The sequence below is a fragment of the Waltera intestinalis genome, assembly GCF_009695995.1.
Taxonomy (GTDB): Bacteria; Bacillota; Clostridia; order Lachnospirales; family Lachnospiraceae; genus Acetatifactor; species Acetatifactor intestinalis.
In genome coordinates this window covers 68,057-85,756 of the sequence record NZ_VUMU01000014.1, presented here as the reverse complement: position 1 = coordinate 85,756, position 17,700 = coordinate 68,057, and the positions used below count along the sequence as shown (strand labels likewise).

General features: G+C 44.9%; 14 protein-coding genes. All 14 read left to right on the top strand.

Annotated elements, in window-relative coordinates:
* Positions 1-202 precede the first annotated feature (202 nt).
* The 14 genes from FYJ59_RS11035 (at position 203) to FYJ59_RS10970 (ending at position 17,698) form a co-directional block, all read left to right on the top strand.
* The gene (locus FYJ59_RS11035; protein ID WP_022154446.1) at positions 203-655 is read left to right on the top strand and encodes an 8-oxo-dGTP diphosphatase; all 453 of its coding nucleotides are present in this window, start codon (positions 203-205) and stop codon (positions 653-655) included.
* 28 nt (positions 656-683) lie between these two features.
* Complete coding sequence (locus FYJ59_RS11030; RefSeq protein ID WP_118692084.1) at positions 684-1,172, top strand: HD domain-containing protein; 489 nt, start codon at positions 684-686, stop codon at positions 1,170-1,172.
* Positions 1,173-1,381: 209 nt separating this feature from the next.
* Entirely contained in the window at positions 1,382-2,005 is a 624-nt protein-coding gene (locus FYJ59_RS11025) for a TetR/AcrR family transcriptional regulator (RefSeq protein ID WP_154497184.1), read from the top strand.
* A 90-nt stretch (positions 2,006-2,095) separates the two neighbouring features.
* Positions 2,096-2,515: a helix-turn-helix domain-containing protein gene (locus FYJ59_RS11020; protein WP_154497182.1), complete on the top strand. Its 420-nt coding sequence runs from the start codon at positions 2,096-2,098 to the stop codon at positions 2,513-2,515.
* 3 nt (positions 2,516-2,518) lie between these two features.
* The gene (locus FYJ59_RS11015) at positions 2,519-2,734 is read left to right on the top strand and encodes a PF20097 family protein (RefSeq protein ID WP_154497179.1); all 216 of its coding nucleotides are present in this window, start codon (positions 2,519-2,521) and stop codon (positions 2,732-2,734) included.
* Between the two features lie 283 nt (positions 2,735-3,017).
* On the top strand, positions 3,018-4,376 hold the full coding sequence (gene mgtE / locus FYJ59_RS11010; protein WP_154497177.1) for a magnesium transporter: 1,359 nt from the start codon (positions 3,018-3,020) through the stop codon (positions 4,374-4,376).
* A gap of 82 nt (positions 4,377-4,458) precedes the next feature.
* The gene (locus FYJ59_RS11005) at positions 4,459-5,325 is read left to right on the top strand and encodes a deoxyribonuclease IV (protein WP_154497172.1); all 867 of its coding nucleotides are present in this window, start codon (positions 4,459-4,461) and stop codon (positions 5,323-5,325) included.
* A gap of 27 nt (positions 5,326-5,352) precedes the next feature.
* A complete protein-coding gene (locus FYJ59_RS11000; RefSeq protein ID WP_154497170.1) occupies positions 5,353-6,987 on the top strand; it encodes a type 2 periplasmic-binding domain-containing protein in 1,635 nt (544 codons plus the stop codon).
* Positions 6,988-7,073: 86 nt separating this feature from the next.
* The gene (locus FYJ59_RS10995) at positions 7,074-8,993 is read left to right on the top strand and encodes an alpha/beta hydrolase-fold protein (protein WP_154497168.1); all 1,920 of its coding nucleotides are present in this window, start codon (positions 7,074-7,076) and stop codon (positions 8,991-8,993) included.
* A 92-nt stretch (positions 8,994-9,085) separates the two neighbouring features.
* The gene (locus FYJ59_RS10990; protein ID WP_154497166.1) at positions 9,086-10,822 is read left to right on the top strand and encodes an SGNH/GDSL hydrolase family protein; all 1,737 of its coding nucleotides are present in this window, start codon (positions 9,086-9,088) and stop codon (positions 10,820-10,822) included.
* A 20-nt stretch (positions 10,823-10,842) separates the two neighbouring features.
* Positions 10,843-12,405 (top strand): glycoside hydrolase family 43 protein, encoded by a 1,563-nt coding sequence (locus FYJ59_RS10985; protein WP_154497164.1) that lies wholly within the window; start codon positions 10,843-10,845, stop codon positions 12,403-12,405.
* A gap of 95 nt (positions 12,406-12,500) precedes the next feature.
* On the top strand, positions 12,501-14,294 hold the full coding sequence (locus FYJ59_RS10980) for a sensor histidine kinase (RefSeq protein WP_154497161.1): 1,794 nt from the start codon (positions 12,501-12,503) through the stop codon (positions 14,292-14,294).
* Positions 14,269-15,864: a response regulator transcription factor gene (locus FYJ59_RS10975; protein WP_154497157.1), complete on the top strand. Its 1,596-nt coding sequence runs from the start codon at positions 14,269-14,271 to the stop codon at positions 15,862-15,864. The genes FYJ59_RS10980 and FYJ59_RS10975 overlap by 26 nt, the downstream gene beginning before the upstream one ends.
* Positions 15,865-15,991: 127 nt before the next feature.
* Entirely contained in the window at positions 15,992-17,698 is a 1,707-nt protein-coding gene (locus tag FYJ59_RS10970) for a type 2 periplasmic-binding domain-containing protein (RefSeq protein ID WP_154497155.1), read from the top strand.
* Positions 17,699-17,700 lie beyond the last annotated feature (2 nt).

The window sequence follows — 17,700 nt, the reverse complement described above, 5'->3', positions numbered from 1 at the left end:
CCGTCATGACGAGAACTACTCATCACTTTTCGTAGAAAATTCACATCCGGAGACCTTACATCGAGACATGTGTATCGCATGCTCCGGGAGTTCGTGGATTTTGCCAATGTATTCAACTAACTCTCAAGTTACACTAACTCAATTTGCCGCTATAGCAAGATTATGTTATATTAGGTTTATCTTAGAGAAATGAGTGAGAGTAATGGCTGGAATTGAAAAAGTAATTTTTATGAATATGTGTATGGTCTATGATAAAGAAGGTAATGTGGTGGCACTGGACAAGGTTGGGAAGAATTATTCGGGAACGACGTTTCCCGGCGGGCATGTGGAGCCTGGGGAGACCTTTAGGGAGTCGGTAATCCGGGAAATCTATGAGGAGACCGGACTGACGATTCAAAATCCAAGACTGACCGGCATTTATCACTGGATGACAGGGGATATAAAGAATGTGGGCTTTTTATATAAAACGTCGGAATATGAAGGAAAATTGATCTCATCCGAGGAGGGAAAGGTCTACTGGATCTCCGGAGAAGAGTTTTTGAAGAAGCCGCTGGCGCCCGGTATGGAGCAGGTGTGGCAGATGATGCATGATGAAGATGCACAGGAATGTTTGCAGACATTGACGGAAGAAGGCATTGTATCAAAGATTCAGTAGGATATTTCGGAGGCAGGAGGAAAATAAAATGATCAACAAATTACATATGGCAATGATCGGACTTTACCATGGAGATGCAAAGCGCATTCAGCATTTTTGCAAGGTACACAGCTATGCAAAACTGATTGCGGAAATGGAGAATGTGGATGCTAAGACCTTATTTATTTTGGAGACAGCAGCACTGACTCACGATATCGGTATCCATCTGTGTGAAGAAAAATACGGAAACTGTAACGGAAAATTACAGGAAAAAGAAGGTCCGGCCATTGCCGAAAAGCTGCTGGCAGAGCTTGGTTTTTCCAGAGAAGTTTCCGAGCGGGTACAGTATCTGATCGCCCATCATCATACCTACAATAATATAGATGGAATCGATTATCAGATTTTGGTGGAAGCGGATTTTCTTGTAAACATGTGTGAGGACGAACTGTCTGAAGAAGCCTTGCAGAACACCTATCAGAATATTTTTCGGACGGAAACCGGGAAAAAGATCTGCAGAGAGATGTATGATATAGCGTGACTATTTGGCGAAGGTTATTTTGAAAGTGTATGAGAAAGTACCCGGAGCTGAGGTTTTCCTGGATGGAAAACTAAGTTTGACCAGACGAAAGAAAACAGAAATATGCAATATACGAGGAGAATATCATATAAACAGGGACTGGTCACAAAAGAATAAGGAAATACAGACTTTGTTCGGAAGAGAAACCACTTACAGGGAGGAGATCCCACATGAGAAATAGAAAAGAAGAAATATTAACGGTAGCTCTGCATCTGTTTGCCAGAGATGGCTATGAAGCTGTCTCAGTCAGTCAGATCGCCGGAGAGCTTGACATGACGAAAGGAGCATTATACCGCCATTACAAGAGTAAAAGAGATATTTTTGACTGCATTGTAGAGCGCATGGAGCAGGGAGACAGCGAGCAGGCTGCAGAGTATGACATGCCGGAAGATGATAAAGAGAGTATGCCGGATCAGTACAAGACAGTGTCTTTGGAGGAATTTGTCGAATATAGCAAGTCTATGTTTGCATACTGGACAGAGGATGATTTCGCATCATCGTTTCGGAAGATGCTGACAATAGAGCAGTTTCGGAGTGAAGAGATGCAGGGATTATATCAGCAATATCTTTCGTCCGGACCCGCCGCATATGTGAAAGATTTATTTGAGAGCATGGGAATTGCGCATGCCGAAGAGAACGCAGTCCGATTTTATGCAACGATGTATTTTTATTACAGCGTATATGATGGCGCAGACGATAAGGAAAAAGTGAAAAATGAATTTGCATCGGCGATCGGCAGCATGGCACAGGAATGGATAAAGCAACCAAAGTTAACACAGATCCGAAAAATCTGACAAGTTTGTATGGTGTAAATCTAATCCGACAGAACCTATAATGAAGATGTCAGAAAGGAAGTGGTGATCATGTTGTCAGAGAATCTTGTGATGTTACGTAATTTAAAGGGACTCACACAGGAACAAGTGGCAGAAGTAGTGGAAATTTCAAGACAGTCTTATGCTAAATGGGAGCAGGGGGAGACGGTTCCGGATATTGAAAAATGTGACAGACTTGCATCCTTCTACGGAATTAAGCTGGATGCTTTGATGCACTATGATGAAAAAGTCGGGAATACCAAAATGGCTCCGCCACCGGAAGGAAAGTTTTTATGGGGAACGATAAAGCTGGGCAATCGCGGACAGATTGTAATTCCGAAAGAAGCGAGAGACAAGTATGGATTGCAGGAGGGCTCCCGGCTGGTGGTATTGGGCGATGAAGAAGGCATTGCCCTGATACAGGCAGAAAAGTTTGAAAGCCAGTTAAAAAGTGCGCTGGAACTAAGCAGAAAAATGATTGCGGAGGATTAGAATATGAAGTGTTCAAATTGTGGAAAAGAAATGAGGAAAGGTTATTTATTCAGCAGTAAGGATGGAGCTTTCAGCTTCGCAAATGAAGTTCCCGGAGTATTTGAGAATGCAAAAAATGCAGATGGTTTTGTAGAAATTACAAAGCTCAAACCCAGTCACAGAACACAAATAGAAGCAGAATGCTGCGAAGAATGCAGAATGTTGGTGATTCGTTACTAAAGGGTTGAAAAAACAGCTTGCAAAATAAAAGGCACAGTGCTACTATAACCACGGAAAAAACAAGTTGGAGGTGAATTTCATGGACAGTTGCGATGGTTATGGGCGAAGTAGAAAACACGGTGCTTTTTCCTGCAAGCATGGTACAGCTGTCTGTGGAAAGTGACGGTCGTACTTTGATTTGTTGTGCATAGAGATTCATGCAGAGGAAGCATCGTGTGATGCTTCTTTTGTTTTGCCCTTTACGTTGCATCGAAGAATGAGAACGAGAAAGGAGAATTAGATTATGAACAAGAAATATTCCGAACTGGCAGAATTATTCCGTAGCGAGAAAACGGATGAGGAGATCCTGGATTTCCTCTTAAATTATCATAAGAACGATATTGCCGATATGATGGCAGGGATGACAGAGGAAGAACGGAAGCGACTGTATCATCTGCTGGGAGCGCAGAAGGTCGCAGAGATCTTCAAATACATTGAGGAACCCCGTAAGTATATCCGGGAACTGTCCGTGGAGAGTGCTGCGAGAGTGATCTCCGAGATGGATTCCGATGACGCCGTCGATTTGTTGGAAGATCTGGATCCGGAAGAGAAAGAACAGATCGTCCGGATGCTGGACGAGGATGCAAAAAAAGATGTGAAGATGCTGCTGTCCTATGATGAAGAAGAGATCGGCAGCTGCATGACGACGAACTACATCTGTATCCCGGAGAACCTGACCATCAGGCAGGCTATGAGCGAGTTGGTAAAGCAGGCCGGAGAAAACGACAATATCATGACCATCTATGTGGTAGATGAAAAGGGTGTTTTCGCCGGAGCCATCGATCTGAAGGATCTGATCCGGGCAAGAGAAAATACACATCTGGAAGATCTGGTGTTGAAATCTTATCCCTATGTGACCGATCATGAGAAGATCGATGATTGTATGGACCGGATCCTGGATTATGCGGAGGACTCGATTCCCGTATTGTCAGAAGATAAAAAGATCCTCGGTGTCATCACATCCGAAGACCTGATCGAAATGGTGGACAATGAGATGGGTGAGGACTATGCAAAGTTAGCAGGTCTGACCGCAGAAGAGGATCTGAAGGAGCCCACACTCCAAAGTATGAAAAAGCGTCTGCCCTGGCTGATCATCCTGCTGTTCTTAGGCATGGCGGTGTCTTCCGTGGTAGGACTTTTTGAAAATGTGGTGGCGGTGCTTCCAGTTGTGATCTGTTTTCAGTCGCTGGTATTGGATATGGCGGGAAATGTGGGAACCCAGTCCCTGGCAGTGACGATCCGCGTGTTGATGGACGAAAATCTGACGGGAAAACAGAAGTTCCAGCTGGTGGTCAAGGAAGTAAAGACCGGTTCCTTAAATGGTATTTTGTTGGGCGTGATGGCGCTTCTGTGCCTTGGTGTTTATGTACATTTTTTCAAGGGTTATACCTGGATGGGAGCCTTTGGCATCTCCGGCTGCGTGGGAGTCTCCCTCTTAGTGGCCATGGCAATCTCCAGTGCCGTAGGTACGGTAATCCCCATGTTTTTCCATAAGATCAAGGTAGACCCTGCAGTGGCATCCGGTCCCCTGATCACCACGGTAAACGATCTGGTGGCAGTGGTGACTTATTATGGAATGGCATGGTTACTTTTGATCCGATAGCCGGACTGCCGGAAATCATCAGTGGATCCGGTGAATAACAGTGTTGGTAATGGTGTTAGAAATTCAAAAATAAGGAGAGATCATGACTGAGATATTATTAGGTTCCCATGTGGGAATGTCAGGAAAAGAGATGTTTTTAGGTTCTGTGAAGGAGGCAGCAGAGTACGGTGCCAATGCACTGATGGTCTACACCGGGGCACCCCAGAACACGAGACGCAAGGAAATCGGAGAACTGAGACTTGATGAGGGGCTTGCCTATGCCGAAAAAGCAGGTATCCGGGAAATCATCATTCATGCCCCTTATATCATCAATTTAGGTAATATGGAAAAGCCAGAGATGTTTGATTTTGGTGTGAAATTCCTGGACAAAGAAGTAAAAAGAGCCGCCGCCTTTCACAGTAAGGTACTGGTACTGCATCCGGGATCTTCCTTAAGTGCCGGTGTGGAAGAAGCTGTGGAGCAGATCGCAAAAGGACTGAATCTGGTGCTTGACGCAGATGACAGCAAGGTCAATATTGCTCTGGAGACCATGGCGGGCAAGGGCAGTGAGGTTGGCAGAACTTTTGAAGAATTGCGGATGATTTATGATAAAGTGGATCGAAAAGACAGACTGCGGGTATGCTTTGATACCTGCCATGTAAACGATGCAGGATATGATCTGGTGAATGATTACGAAGGTGTGTTTGCGCAGCTTGACAAGATTCTGGGATTGGACCAGATCGCAGTGATCCATGTGAACGACAGCCTGAATCCCTTAGGAGCCCACAAGGACCGCCATGCCAATATCGGACAAGGCACCATTGGCTACGACACGTTGCACCGGATCGTCCATGATGAGCGGTTTGCAGAGGTACCAAAGATTTTGGAGACACCATGGCTCTGCGCAGAGGGAGAAACGAAGAAGACGATCCCGCCGTATAAGCAAGAGATTGCATGGCTGAAAGCCTGAAAAACAGAGAAATACGAGGGTAGACAATTGAAAAAAAGGATTATCACAGCAGTAGCGGTATTTGGACTTTTGGGCGTAATATTATATTTTGCGTATGCACAGACAGCGGCGCAGAACAATGTGAAGCATTTCACAGCTTTTTTTGCTGTGGAGGGAGAAGCCATTGACCAGAATAATGATATGAAAAAAGAAATCGCACGCCTGACAGGTGCGGATTGTGAAGAATTGTGGCTGGTGGGACAGTCCAAGGAAAGTGCCTTGAACAGTTATATTGTGAGTGGGGAATATCCGGATTTTATTTCCGGAGATACCAGTCTTTATGAGGCAGGGGCATTACTTCCTTTAGATGAATACTGGGAGAATTATCCCAATATCAAAAATTACCTGACGGAAGAACAGTGGGAGAGATTCCGCAAACCGGACGGTCATATCTATTGGATCCCACAGTTTGGTGTGACCCATGGCGAAGATGTGGAGGTGACCCACTCAGGTGAAGCCTTCTGGATCCAGACCAGAGTGCTGAAATGGGCGGGGTATCCGGAGATTCATACTGTGGATGAATATTTTGATCTCATCGAGCGCTATGTGGCAGCGAACCCGGTAATGGAGGATGGAACACCGAACATTCCGTTTACGATTTTGTGTGATGGCTGGCGGTATTTTTGTCTGGAAAATATTCCGCAGTTTCTGGATGGTTATCCAAATGACGGAAGCTGTATTGTGGATCCGGATACATTACAGGTTTACGATTATAACACCACAGATACTGCCAAATGGTACTTTAAAAAGCTGAACGAGGAATATCACAAAGATATTCTCGGTGCAGAAGTATTTACAGAGACCTATGAGGATTATCTGGCAAAATTATCCACGGGTGCGGTCTGCGGTATGCCGGATCAGTGGTGGCAGTTCTACTATTCGATTCAGAATGCCTATGATGAACAGGGCCTTAGAGAACAGGGCTGCGATTATGTTCCACTTCCGATTACCAGAGAGGAAGGAATCGCCAATCAATGGCATGTAACGCGCTCTGCAGAGCTGGACAGCTCTACAGGCTTATCCATTACGGTATCCTGCGAGGATATTGACGGAGCTTTGCAGTTTGTCAGCGATCTACTGGAACCGGAGATCATTAAACTGCGATTCTGGGGCGAAGAGGGAGTCGACTATAGCGTGGATGAGAACGGATTGTTCTACCTGACTGAGGAGCAGGCGAAGCGATGGATGACTTCGGAGGAAAAGAGAAAACACTTTTGTTTTTATTCTTATTTTCCCAGAGTAGAAGGAAAGCTTCCCGATGGGATCAACGCATTTTCCCTGGAATATCAGACAACGGAATTTTTTAAAAATCAGCCTAAGGACATTCAGGAATGTTTTTCTGCTTACGGAGTGACAAATTATGTGGATATGATCGGCAATAATGAGGCTCCCGGGGCATGGTATCCCATGTATAGCTACACGACATCCCTATCTGCCAATTCTCCTGCCGGACAGGTCAGGGATCGGATGGATGCGGTGAAACACAAATGGCTTCCTCAGGTAATCATGGCAGAAGATTTTGAGACTGCGTGGGAGCAATATATGGAAGCATATGATTCCTGCAATCCTGAGATTTATTATCAGATGTTGCAGCTTGAGGTGGAAAAAAGAGTAAAAGGATAAGTTTTTAACAAAAAAGTATAAAAAACAAATAGAAAAATACCTCTCAATTCCTTTAAACTAAAGAAAAGGATTGGGGGTATTTTTTTATGAACGAGAAGAGAAACGGAGCTTTGGACAGATATCCAATAGAAAAAAAGAGAGCAGGAAGACCATCTGTTACAGTGAAAGAAGACGGCACAGTCATTTTTTATCTGTATGCACCGGCAGCAAAAATAGTACAGGTTGCCGGACTGGGAGGATATTTTACAAATAAAAAAATAGATCTTATGCCCGATGGGCAGGGCGGATTTTTTGCGGAAGTTCAAGATTTTCACTGGGGGATGCATTATTATTTCTGGTATGTGGACGGTGTCCGGATCTGCAATCCGTACGCCGGAATTTCTTATGGGTGTTTTGCTGCGATCAATACTTTTGAGGTGCAGGAGAAGAATGTGGATTTCTATTTTGCAAAGGATATTCCTCATGGTACGGTCAGCATCTGTAAATACGTTTCGAAGGTGAGCAGCCACCTGAAGGAATGTTATGTCTATACACCTTATGGATATGAAGAAGGAGATGAAAGATATCCGGTATTGTACCTGCAGCATGGCGTAGGAGAGAACGAGACCGGATGGATCTGGCAGGGGAAGGCAAATTTAATCATGGACTGTCTGATTGCAGAGGGAAAGTGCGAGAAAATGATCGTGGTCATGAGCAGTGGCTATGCCTTCAAAGATGGAGAAAAACCTGTATTTTACCCCGGGAATTTTGAGAGTGAACTGATCCACAACATTATTCCTTATATTGAAAATAATTTCCGGGTGAGAAAGGGAAGAGATTACCGGGCGATGGCGGGACTTTCCCTGGGATCGGCGCAGACTACGGATATTGTGGCAAAAAATATGAAGTTATTTTCTGCTGCCGGTGTATTTTCCGGAGTTGCTATTCATGAGATGGAACGGATCTGCGACAGCGACGAGCAGCTGGATGTGGTATTTATGTCCTGTGGCACTTATGAAGAACAAATCAGAGAAGGAATGGAGCAGATAGAACAAAAGTTTGAAAATGCAGGAAAGTATTGCATTTCCAAAGTATATGAGGGATATCACGAATGGCATGTCTGGAGGAAAAGCCTGTATGATTTTGTACCGTTATTGTTCCGGAAAGCGGGGGCAGAAACGGATGACATTCCGGGGGAAAGAACAGCCAGAATCACAAGACAGAGACTACAGCGACAGACCATGGAAGAACAGATACTGATGTTTGATCCGGTATACCGCCAGATCCGCTTTGAGACTGATGAAGCAGGGAGGCCTGCAGGAAAATACCCGGACATCCCTCACGGAATCTGCATTACGGAACAGGGAACGGCAGTCGTATGCTTCGAGGCACCGGAGGCAGTCTCGGTAGAAGCCGCCCTGGACGGAAAAGAATTCCTAAAACTCAGGAAAGATCAGGAAAGACAAGGATACTGGACAGGGGAAATCCACAACATCACCCCGGGATACCATAATGTATATTTCAGGGTAAACGGTACAGATGTGATGAATCCGGATGCACCGGTGGGATATTCGAGAGATAGGGCTGTGAATTATCTGGAAATGCCGGATCCGGAGTTCCCACTGACAGAACTGGCGGATACAGTGCACGGTCAGGTGCATATACATTATGATTATCTTGCGGAGGAAGAGAAAGTAAGTACGATCTATGTATATACACCGGCATATTTTGAAAGAGCGGAAAAAGAGCGGAGCGTAATGATCTTAAAAGCACTTTCCACAGAAACTGCGTCCTGTTTCCTGCACCAGGGGAAAATACCGAACATTATGGAATACTTTCTGGCAGCAGGAAAAGCCGTGGAGACTATATTGGTGATGACAAATGCGGAAGAGACAGCGGAACGGATGCAAAACATTATAAAGAAATATATTCCGGATGGACAAAAAGCAAAAGCAATCGTCATGGAACGAAGCGACGGAGAAGATTGGAATTCCTTCCGGAGACGATTTGCAGCCTGCCGGATATAAAATTATTACCTGCATTTCCTATATTTTCCCGGGTGTTTGTGCAAGGAGAGCCGGACTATAATAGAACTGATAAAAGTTCGGGAGGGATAGAAATGACAGGACCGGTAGCACCGAAGGATCCGGAAAAGGCAAGACCTTTTTTCTATATATTAAAAGACAAAGATATTTTTGGAGAACGGCAAAAGGACGGAACCGGAATCCAGTTTATCTATGAAAGCGACGGACGGCTGATCAACAGTGCACAGATCACGGGAAATGTTACGGATAAGGAAGAACTGACACTTCTGGAGACAGTAGAGGGATTTGGCAGACTGGTACATAGTATCGGCGTAAGCGTGGAGACGGACCGGCCGAAAGAAACCGCAGAATTTGTATTTCAGATGTATGGGAAAAAGGACTTGTACGGAGGTGGAACGAATCTTACGGCTTCTCTTAAGTGTGACGGCATGGAACATAGAATCTATCTGTCGGATTACAGGTGGACAGAGGATGATCATGTGCCGGGACAGATTAAAATTCTGTTTGCAGCGCCGGAGCGGATGGGAAAACTCAGTGTAAGACTCTTCCTAAATGATGGATACGAAGCACCTTCGGAGGAAGAGGATCTGGTTATAGATATGCATTCGGAAGAATACTGCGGCATGATCAGCCGCTCTCTGTTGCAGCTGGGGAATCCTTATCGTATCCGTAAGGCTATTGAAAAATCTAAGGCAGGAAAAGAGGTAACGCTTGCCTATATCGGTGGATCTATCACGCAGGGAGCCGGAGCTATACCAATCCATACGGAATGCTATGCATATAAGTCCTTTCAACTGTTTCAGAATCGTTTTTCGACACAGAACAATGTCAGGTTTATCAAAGCCGGAGTCGGCGGAACACCTTCAGAACTGGGAATGATCCGGTTTGACCGGGATGTGCTCAGGGAAGGGGAACGACCGGATATTGTGGTTATTGAATTTGCAGTAAACGATGAGGGAGATGAGACAAAGGGTGTCTGTTATGAAAGCCTGGTGCGGAAAGTGTTGAAACTGCCATGGAAGCCGGCAGTGGTTCTCCTGTTTTCGGTATTTGCAAATGATTGGAATTTACAGGAGCGGTTAAGGCCGGTGGGGGATCTTTATGATCTTCCCATGGTGAGCATCCGCGATGCGGTAACTCCACAGTTTTCATTAAAGTGCGGCGAGGGAAGAATTTTATCTAAAAATCAGTTTTTTTATGATATCTTTCATCCTAATAATACCGGACATACCATTATGGCGGATTGTCTGCAATATCTGTTTGAACGTTGTGATGCAGCAGAACCTGCAAGAGTTGGGACTTTTGTGGAAGGAATGACGGAGGAACAGATCCTGTCGGAAAAGCTTTCCGGACCGGCAGTGATCGGTGCTGATTTTGAAAGAATTTTTTTGCTGGATAAGAAGAATCGTTATGTAGGAGCCAAAATCCGGGCGGGCGGATTTACTTCCACAGATATGGAGTTACAGAGTGTGGAAATGGACGGAAACCTTACACAGACACCGGAATTTCCGTATAACTGGATGTATGATGGAAGCAGACCACAGATGGCTGGATTTGAAATGGAGATTACCTGCAAGTCACTGTTTCTTATATTTAAGGATTCCGGAGAAATGGATGTGGGGAAAGCCAATGTATTTGTAAATGATGTATATTGTATGACGGCGGATCCCCATAAGAACAATTGGCTGCATTGTAATGCTGTATTACTGTTTTGGGAGACAGAAAGCAGATCCCATAAAGTACGGATTGCAGTGACAGAGGAAGACCGGAATAAAAAATTTACAATCTTAGGATTTGGATACACAATATAGAACAGAGTGAGGAAAACAAAATGGTTACAGCAAAGAACCCAATTTTATCCGGTTTCTATCCGGATCCATCCATATGCAGGGCAGGAGAGGACTATTACATTGTGAATTCCAGTTTTGTGTATGCACCGGGAGTTCCGATTTTCCACAGCAGAGATCTGGCGCACTGGGAGCAGATCGGGAATATTCTTGACAGACCGGAACAACTTCCGGTGAAGGGAAGTGAAATATCACAGGGGATTTATGCACCAACCATCCGGTTCCATGATGGACTGTTTTACATGATCACTACCAATGTAAGCTACGGAGGCAATTTCATTGTAACGGCAAAAGATCCAGCAGGACCGTGGTCGGATCCTTATTATCTCGGCGAAGATGCTCCGGGGATTGATCCCAGTCTTTTCTTCGATGATGACGGGAAATGCTATTACTGTGGTACACGACCGAATCCGGAAGGAGTCCGCTATAACGGAGACTGGGAAATCTGGGTGCAGGAACTGGATCTTCGGCAGATGAAGCTTGTGGGAGAAAGCATGGCAATCTGGAAAGGGGCTGTAAAAGGAGTTATCTGGCCGGAGGGACCGCACCTTTATAAGATCGACGGTTATTATTATCTGATGCATGCAGAAGGAGGAACCGGACCGGAGCACAGCATCAGCATTGCCAGAAGTAAAAAGCTGTTCCAGTGGTTCGAGGGCTGCCCAAGAAACCCGATCTTCACCCACAGGAATCTGGGGAAAAACTATCCTGTGATCTACGCAGGACACGGAGATCTGGTGGAGGATGGACGGGGAAACTGGTATGTGGTAATGCTGGCATCCAGACCCTGTGAAGGACACAGCAGCATGGGCAGAGAGACTTTTCTGGCGAAAGTCACATGGGAAAATGGATGGCCGGTGATTGCAGAAGGCGTCGGGCATCTGGAAAATACATTGGAACTGCCCACAAAGGAATACCGTTTTCCAGAGGAAGTAAGCAGTACTTCCGATCATATCAGTTTCTGGGAGAAAACACCGGACAAACGGCTGGTAAGTGTAGAAGAAATCTGTGAAGAAAACTATTCCCTGAGTCAACGGCCGGGGATGCTGCGGCTCTATACAAAAAAGGAAAAAATATCTGACCGCAATCATTGTTCCTATTTCGGAATCCGTCAGAAAAATTATGCATTCTATGCAGAGACCGGGATGGAATTTGAACCGAAGCAGGAATGTGAGACTGCGGGAATGGTGTTGTACCAGAATCATGAAAATCATTTGCGCATGGAGATCCGGAAAAGGGCTGAAGAGAATTGTTTTGTTGTGACAGCCTGCATCCATGGGGAAGAGAGAATCCTTACCGAAAAGCCGGCAGGAGAAGGTAGGCAATTCTTTAAAATACGAATGCATTGCGACAGGCAGAAGGCACGGATATGGCTTTTCAGGGATGGCAGGGAGAGGCTGATTGCTGAGGATATCAGTCTGCTTCCTTATACCACGGAGGAAGCAGGAGGATTTGTGGGATGTACGATAGGAATGTACGCATCTGCCAATGGACAGGACAGCAGTAACTATGCTGATTTTGCCTGGTTTGTGCAGAATGCCATATAAAAACGGATTGCGGACAGAACGCAGATGTTCTATAATAAAAAAGAGTAGACTGTAAAAATGTCTGCTCTTTTTTACATAACAGAGGAGAGGATCTTATGGGGAAGGTATTACAAGAACTGGATCTTCGGATGGATGATTTCACCATCAAAAAAAAGTTTTATATTTTCTATGTTGTCTGTGTGTTGATTCCCCTGATCGTAACAGACAGCGTTGTATTTCTGACGATTGCAAAATTTGACAGAGAGCGCAGGGAGCATGAGATGTCCAATATTGCGAGTACGGTGGAATACAGTCTGAGCAGTATGATCGGAAATGCCGGGGAGATAGGCAACAGTATTTATACCAATCGCGATTTTGAAGATTTCTTATCCAAAAGATACACTAATTCTGCAGAATATGTGGCGGCATATCAGAATTTCCTGAGCGGGAAGTTATTGGAAAATGCACTGGGAATGAACAGTATGATATTTACCCTGTATACGGATAATGATACCATTGTAAACGGAGGAAGGGTCAATACGCTGGATAAGCTTAAGAATACAGAGAGTTATCTGCGGCTGAATGAAGAAGCGAAAAGCAAGGGACTCTTTTTTGTCTATGATGACAGCAGTTCCAGAATCACAAGGGAGCGGCGCATCATTTATCTACAGCGGCTGGATTTCTATGATGCAGAGACAGAAAAGTATTTAAAAATCGAGTTTGATTACGGCAGTATGGTGCGCACCATTAAAAACATGAACTATGATAATGAGGTTCTGATCTGTGAAGGAGATCGGATCCTTCTTTCCAATGGACAATACGGCAGCTACGGCAGCGAGTTTCAGCGGCTGGATAACGCAACAATGAGAGAAGCCTATGAACATACCATCAGTCTGTATGGTACGGAACTTACGATTTATGTAAAGCCGGTAGAGAACAGTTTTCTTACAAGCATCCGGAACGAACTTCCCATCATATTGCTGCTCCTTGCGGTGAATGTTATTTTTCCCTTCTGGTTCGTTCAGATATTCAACCGTTCCTTTACAAAAAGGATTACAGAACTGAGCAAGGTATTTAAATCAGTGGACAGTGATCATCTTATTCCAATGCCCTGTGAAGAAGGTAAAGATGAGATCAGCAGTATGATACGCAATTATAATCGCATGGTGGAACGTACCAATGGACTGATCGAGACTGTATATAAGAATAAAATCCATGAGCAGGAGATGCTGGTGGGAAGAAAAAATGCGGAGCTTCTCGCATTACACAGCCAGATCAATCCCCACTTTTTATTTAATGTACTGGAAAGCATCCGTATGCACAGCATTTTGAAAAAAGAAAACGAGACAGCCGACATGGTGGCCAAACTGGCGGTGATGCAGAGACAGTATGTGGAATGGGGCAATGATTCCGTGAGTATCTTCCAGGAGATTGAATTTGTGAAAGCTTATCTGGCGCTTCAGAAGTATCGTTTTGGAGAACGGCTGAATTATGACATTGAAGTAGACAGAGAATGTGAAAACTTCAAGATACCCAAGCTTACGATTGTAACCTTTGTGGAAAATGCCTGTGTGCATGGAATCGAAAGCAAATCCAGTCCGGGATGGATATTTGTAAGGATAGGCCGTCAGGGAAAAGGGCTGGAGATAGAAATTGAAGATACCGGAAGCGGTATGGCGGAGGCCAAACTTACAGAGCTACAGAACAACATGTGCAATGCCGACATTGAGATGCTCAAGGGCGGCGGAAGAGTAGGGATTATTAACGCCTGTGTCAGATTGAAAATGGTAACGGAAAACAGAGTGGAATTCCGTGTAGAAGGAGAAGAAGGAGTGGGAACCACGGTTACGATACGGATTCCCTGTTTGCAGGAGGGTAAAACAGATGCTGAAAGTATTGCTGGTAGATGACGAGCCGTTTATTTTACAGGGATTGAAACTTTTAGTAGATTGGGAGAAGGAAGGCTTTCGGATTGCGGGAACAGCAGCAAATGGGATGGAAGCACTGGCTTTTTTGAAGAAGGAAAAGGTAGATTTGGTTATTGCCGATATTAAAATGCCTCAGATGACAGGACTGGAACTGCTGGAACATATCCGTAAAGAGAAAATTTCAGATGCATATTTTGTTATACTGAGCGGATATGCGGAATTTAGTTTTGCACAACAGGCAATGCAGAATGACTGCACGGATTATCTGCTAAAGCCGGTAGACAGCGAGATTCTGTGCAAAGTACTGAATAAGGTACTTGCTCTGCGCAACAGAGAGGAGCTGGATCATGAAAAGAACCGGAAGCTGGAGCAGGCTTATCTGGCAAGACATATGATTGCATTGATCCAAGGGAAGTTTGATGACCTGAATGTCAGATATATACATGAACACATGCGATGCGGAACCGGTGTGCGTTATGTGGAGATCCAGACGGAAGGATCCTATGATGATGAGGGAACGACAGAGCGAGAAATGCGGACATTACAGAGGCGGCTGTATGAATACAGCAGGGAATATCTGAAAGAAGATGCAGATCTGAGTGTGTTTGATGTTTCTGTCAATGAAAAAATCTACGATATCGGACTGATTTTGTTTGATTATGTTCCGGAAAAAAGTGGGATGGATGTAAAACGGTATCTGGAACGATTCCGGGAATATCTTGCATCAAATTTACAGACAAATGTGGTGATGCTGGTAGGAAAAAAAGTGCAGGATATCAGCAGCATAGCAAAGTCTTACGGCAATACCTGTATGCTTCGTTCTTTTCAGGGGTTTCGGACAAAGAAGGATATCTATTTCTATGAGGAGGAGGTCCAGGTATCTCCGGAAGGACTGATCCTGTGTAAGCAGAGCCTGGATGGCCTGCTGAAGGCAATCGAACAGAACAATCATCTGGAAATCCGGGAGGCGGTGGCTTTCTTTTATGAAGAAATGTGTAAACGCGGTATTTGCGGGGAGACGATGACCCTGAATATTAATTATCTGTTGTTTCAGCTGATCCACTTAGCCTGTGAACAGGATGATGACGTGAACCAGGAGGAAATCTTAAGGGTCATCAGTGAGAGCAGCTTTGAGACCGGGGTAAAGCGCGGAAGTAAGGCACATCTGACCAGATTTGCCTGCGAATATGCGGATTATCTGTCACAGCTGCGGAAGAATGTATCCAGAGGAATTCTGGGTATGGTGGAAAAAGAGATCCGGGAAAATTACGCTTCAAATATTACACTGAAAAGCCTGAGTGAAAAGTATTATGTCAACAGTGCTTATCTTGGACAACTTTTCCGGAAAAAGTACGGACAATCCTTTAAAGACTACCTGAACAATTACCGGATGGAGCAGGCTGCGGATGCCCTGCTGCGTACCGATAAAAAGATCGTTCAGATCGCAGAAGATGTGGGCTACCATGATCTGGACTATTTTACGAACCGTTTTATTCAGATCAAGGGCTGCACTCCCGCAAGATTCCGTAAAAAGATGCAACAGGGAGAGTAAGAGAATAAAAGACAGGGGAAATTACAGAACCACCTATAATTTCCCCTGTCTTTTGCTATAGTTCCTCTGATTGTTAGTTCCTCTCAAAAAGATAAAATAGATTTATCGAAAGGGAGGTAGTTACAACATGAACAAAAAGAGACTTGTAAGCATGTTACTTGTGTCAGCAATGACAGCGGCACTGTTCACCGGATGTGGCAGTGACGGTAACCAGACATCCGGAGATGGTACAACGAGCGTAAGAACCGACAGTACCACAGAAGAAGCAGGTATCAAAGAGTTCACCGCATTTTTTGGGGTAGCGGGATCTGAGATCAATGACGACAATGAAGTGCAGCAGCTGATCGCAGAGAAGGTAGGCGCCAAAGTAAAAGAGACCTGGCTGACCGGACAGACTGCAGATGAAGCTGTGGGTACCATGATCGCCGGTGGTGAGTATCCGGACTTCATTGAGGGACAGACTGGAACCACACAGCTGTATGAGGCAGGAGCATTGGTAGCACTGGATGATTATCTGGATGATTATCCTAATATCAAGAATCTGTTTACTGATCTGGAGTGGGAGAAGCTTCGTCAGGAAGACGGCCACATTTACTGGATCCCGCAGTTCAGCTGCATCAAGAACGAAGAGAAGGTATGTGCACATAATGATGAAGCATTTTGGATTCAGGCAAGAGTTCTGAAATGGGCAGATTATCCCGAGATCCGGACCATGGATCAGTATTTTGATCTGATCGAAGCGTATAATGCAGCAAATCCTACTATGGAAGACGGAACAGCCAATATTCCTTATACCATTCTCTGTGATGACTGGAGATACTTCTGTCTGGAGAACGCACCTCAGTTCTTGGATGGTTATCCCAATGACGGAAGCTGTATGGTAGATCCTGAGACGCTGACGGTACTGGATTACAACACTTCCGATACCGCAGTAAAGTATTTTAGAAAATTAAATGAAGAATACAAGAAAGGCATTGTAGACCCCGAGTCCTTTACCCAGTCTTATGATGAGTATATTTCCAAGCTTTCTACAGGACGTGTCCTGGGTATGATCGATCAGTGGTGGGATTTCGCTTACACAGCAGGCGATGCCATCAAGCAGGCAGGACTGGATGCACAGGGATGCGACTATATTCCACTGCCTATAACAATTGATGAAAGTGTAAAAAACCAGTGGCATAATGCCGGTGGTGCATTCAATTCCGGAAGCGGACTTGCAATTACTGTAAGCTGTAAGGATGTTCCCGGCGCACTGAAGCTGATCAATGATCTGCTGGATCAGGATATCCATAACCTTCGTTTCTGGGGTGTGGAAGGTGTTGACTATGAAGTAGATGAGAACGGTGAATTCTACAGAACACCGGAGCAGAGAATGCAGGCTTCCGATACAGAGTATAAGGCATCCCATATGTGCTCTTATTCTTATTTCCCTCAGTACAACGGAACCAGTGATGATGGTATCAATGCAAACAAGCCAGATGGCCAGGCGAGGGAATTCTTCGATGGATTAAACGACGATGTGAAAGAAGCATTCCAGGCATATGGCGTCGAGACTTATGTGGAAATGCTGGGCACTAACGAAGCCCCCGGTGAATGGTATCCTATGTGGTCCTTCTCCAATAACTTCAATACCAGCACACCCGGTGGTATGGCATGGACCAAGATCGGTGAAGTAAAGCATGAGCAGCTTCCTCAGGTAGTTATGGCAGCTGATTTCGACAAAGCATGGGCAGATTATATGGATGCATATAATGCCTGCAAGCCGGAAGATTTTATCAGTGAATTACAGGCAGAACTGGACAGCAGAATGGAACTGGCAGCAAAGTTCAAATAAAA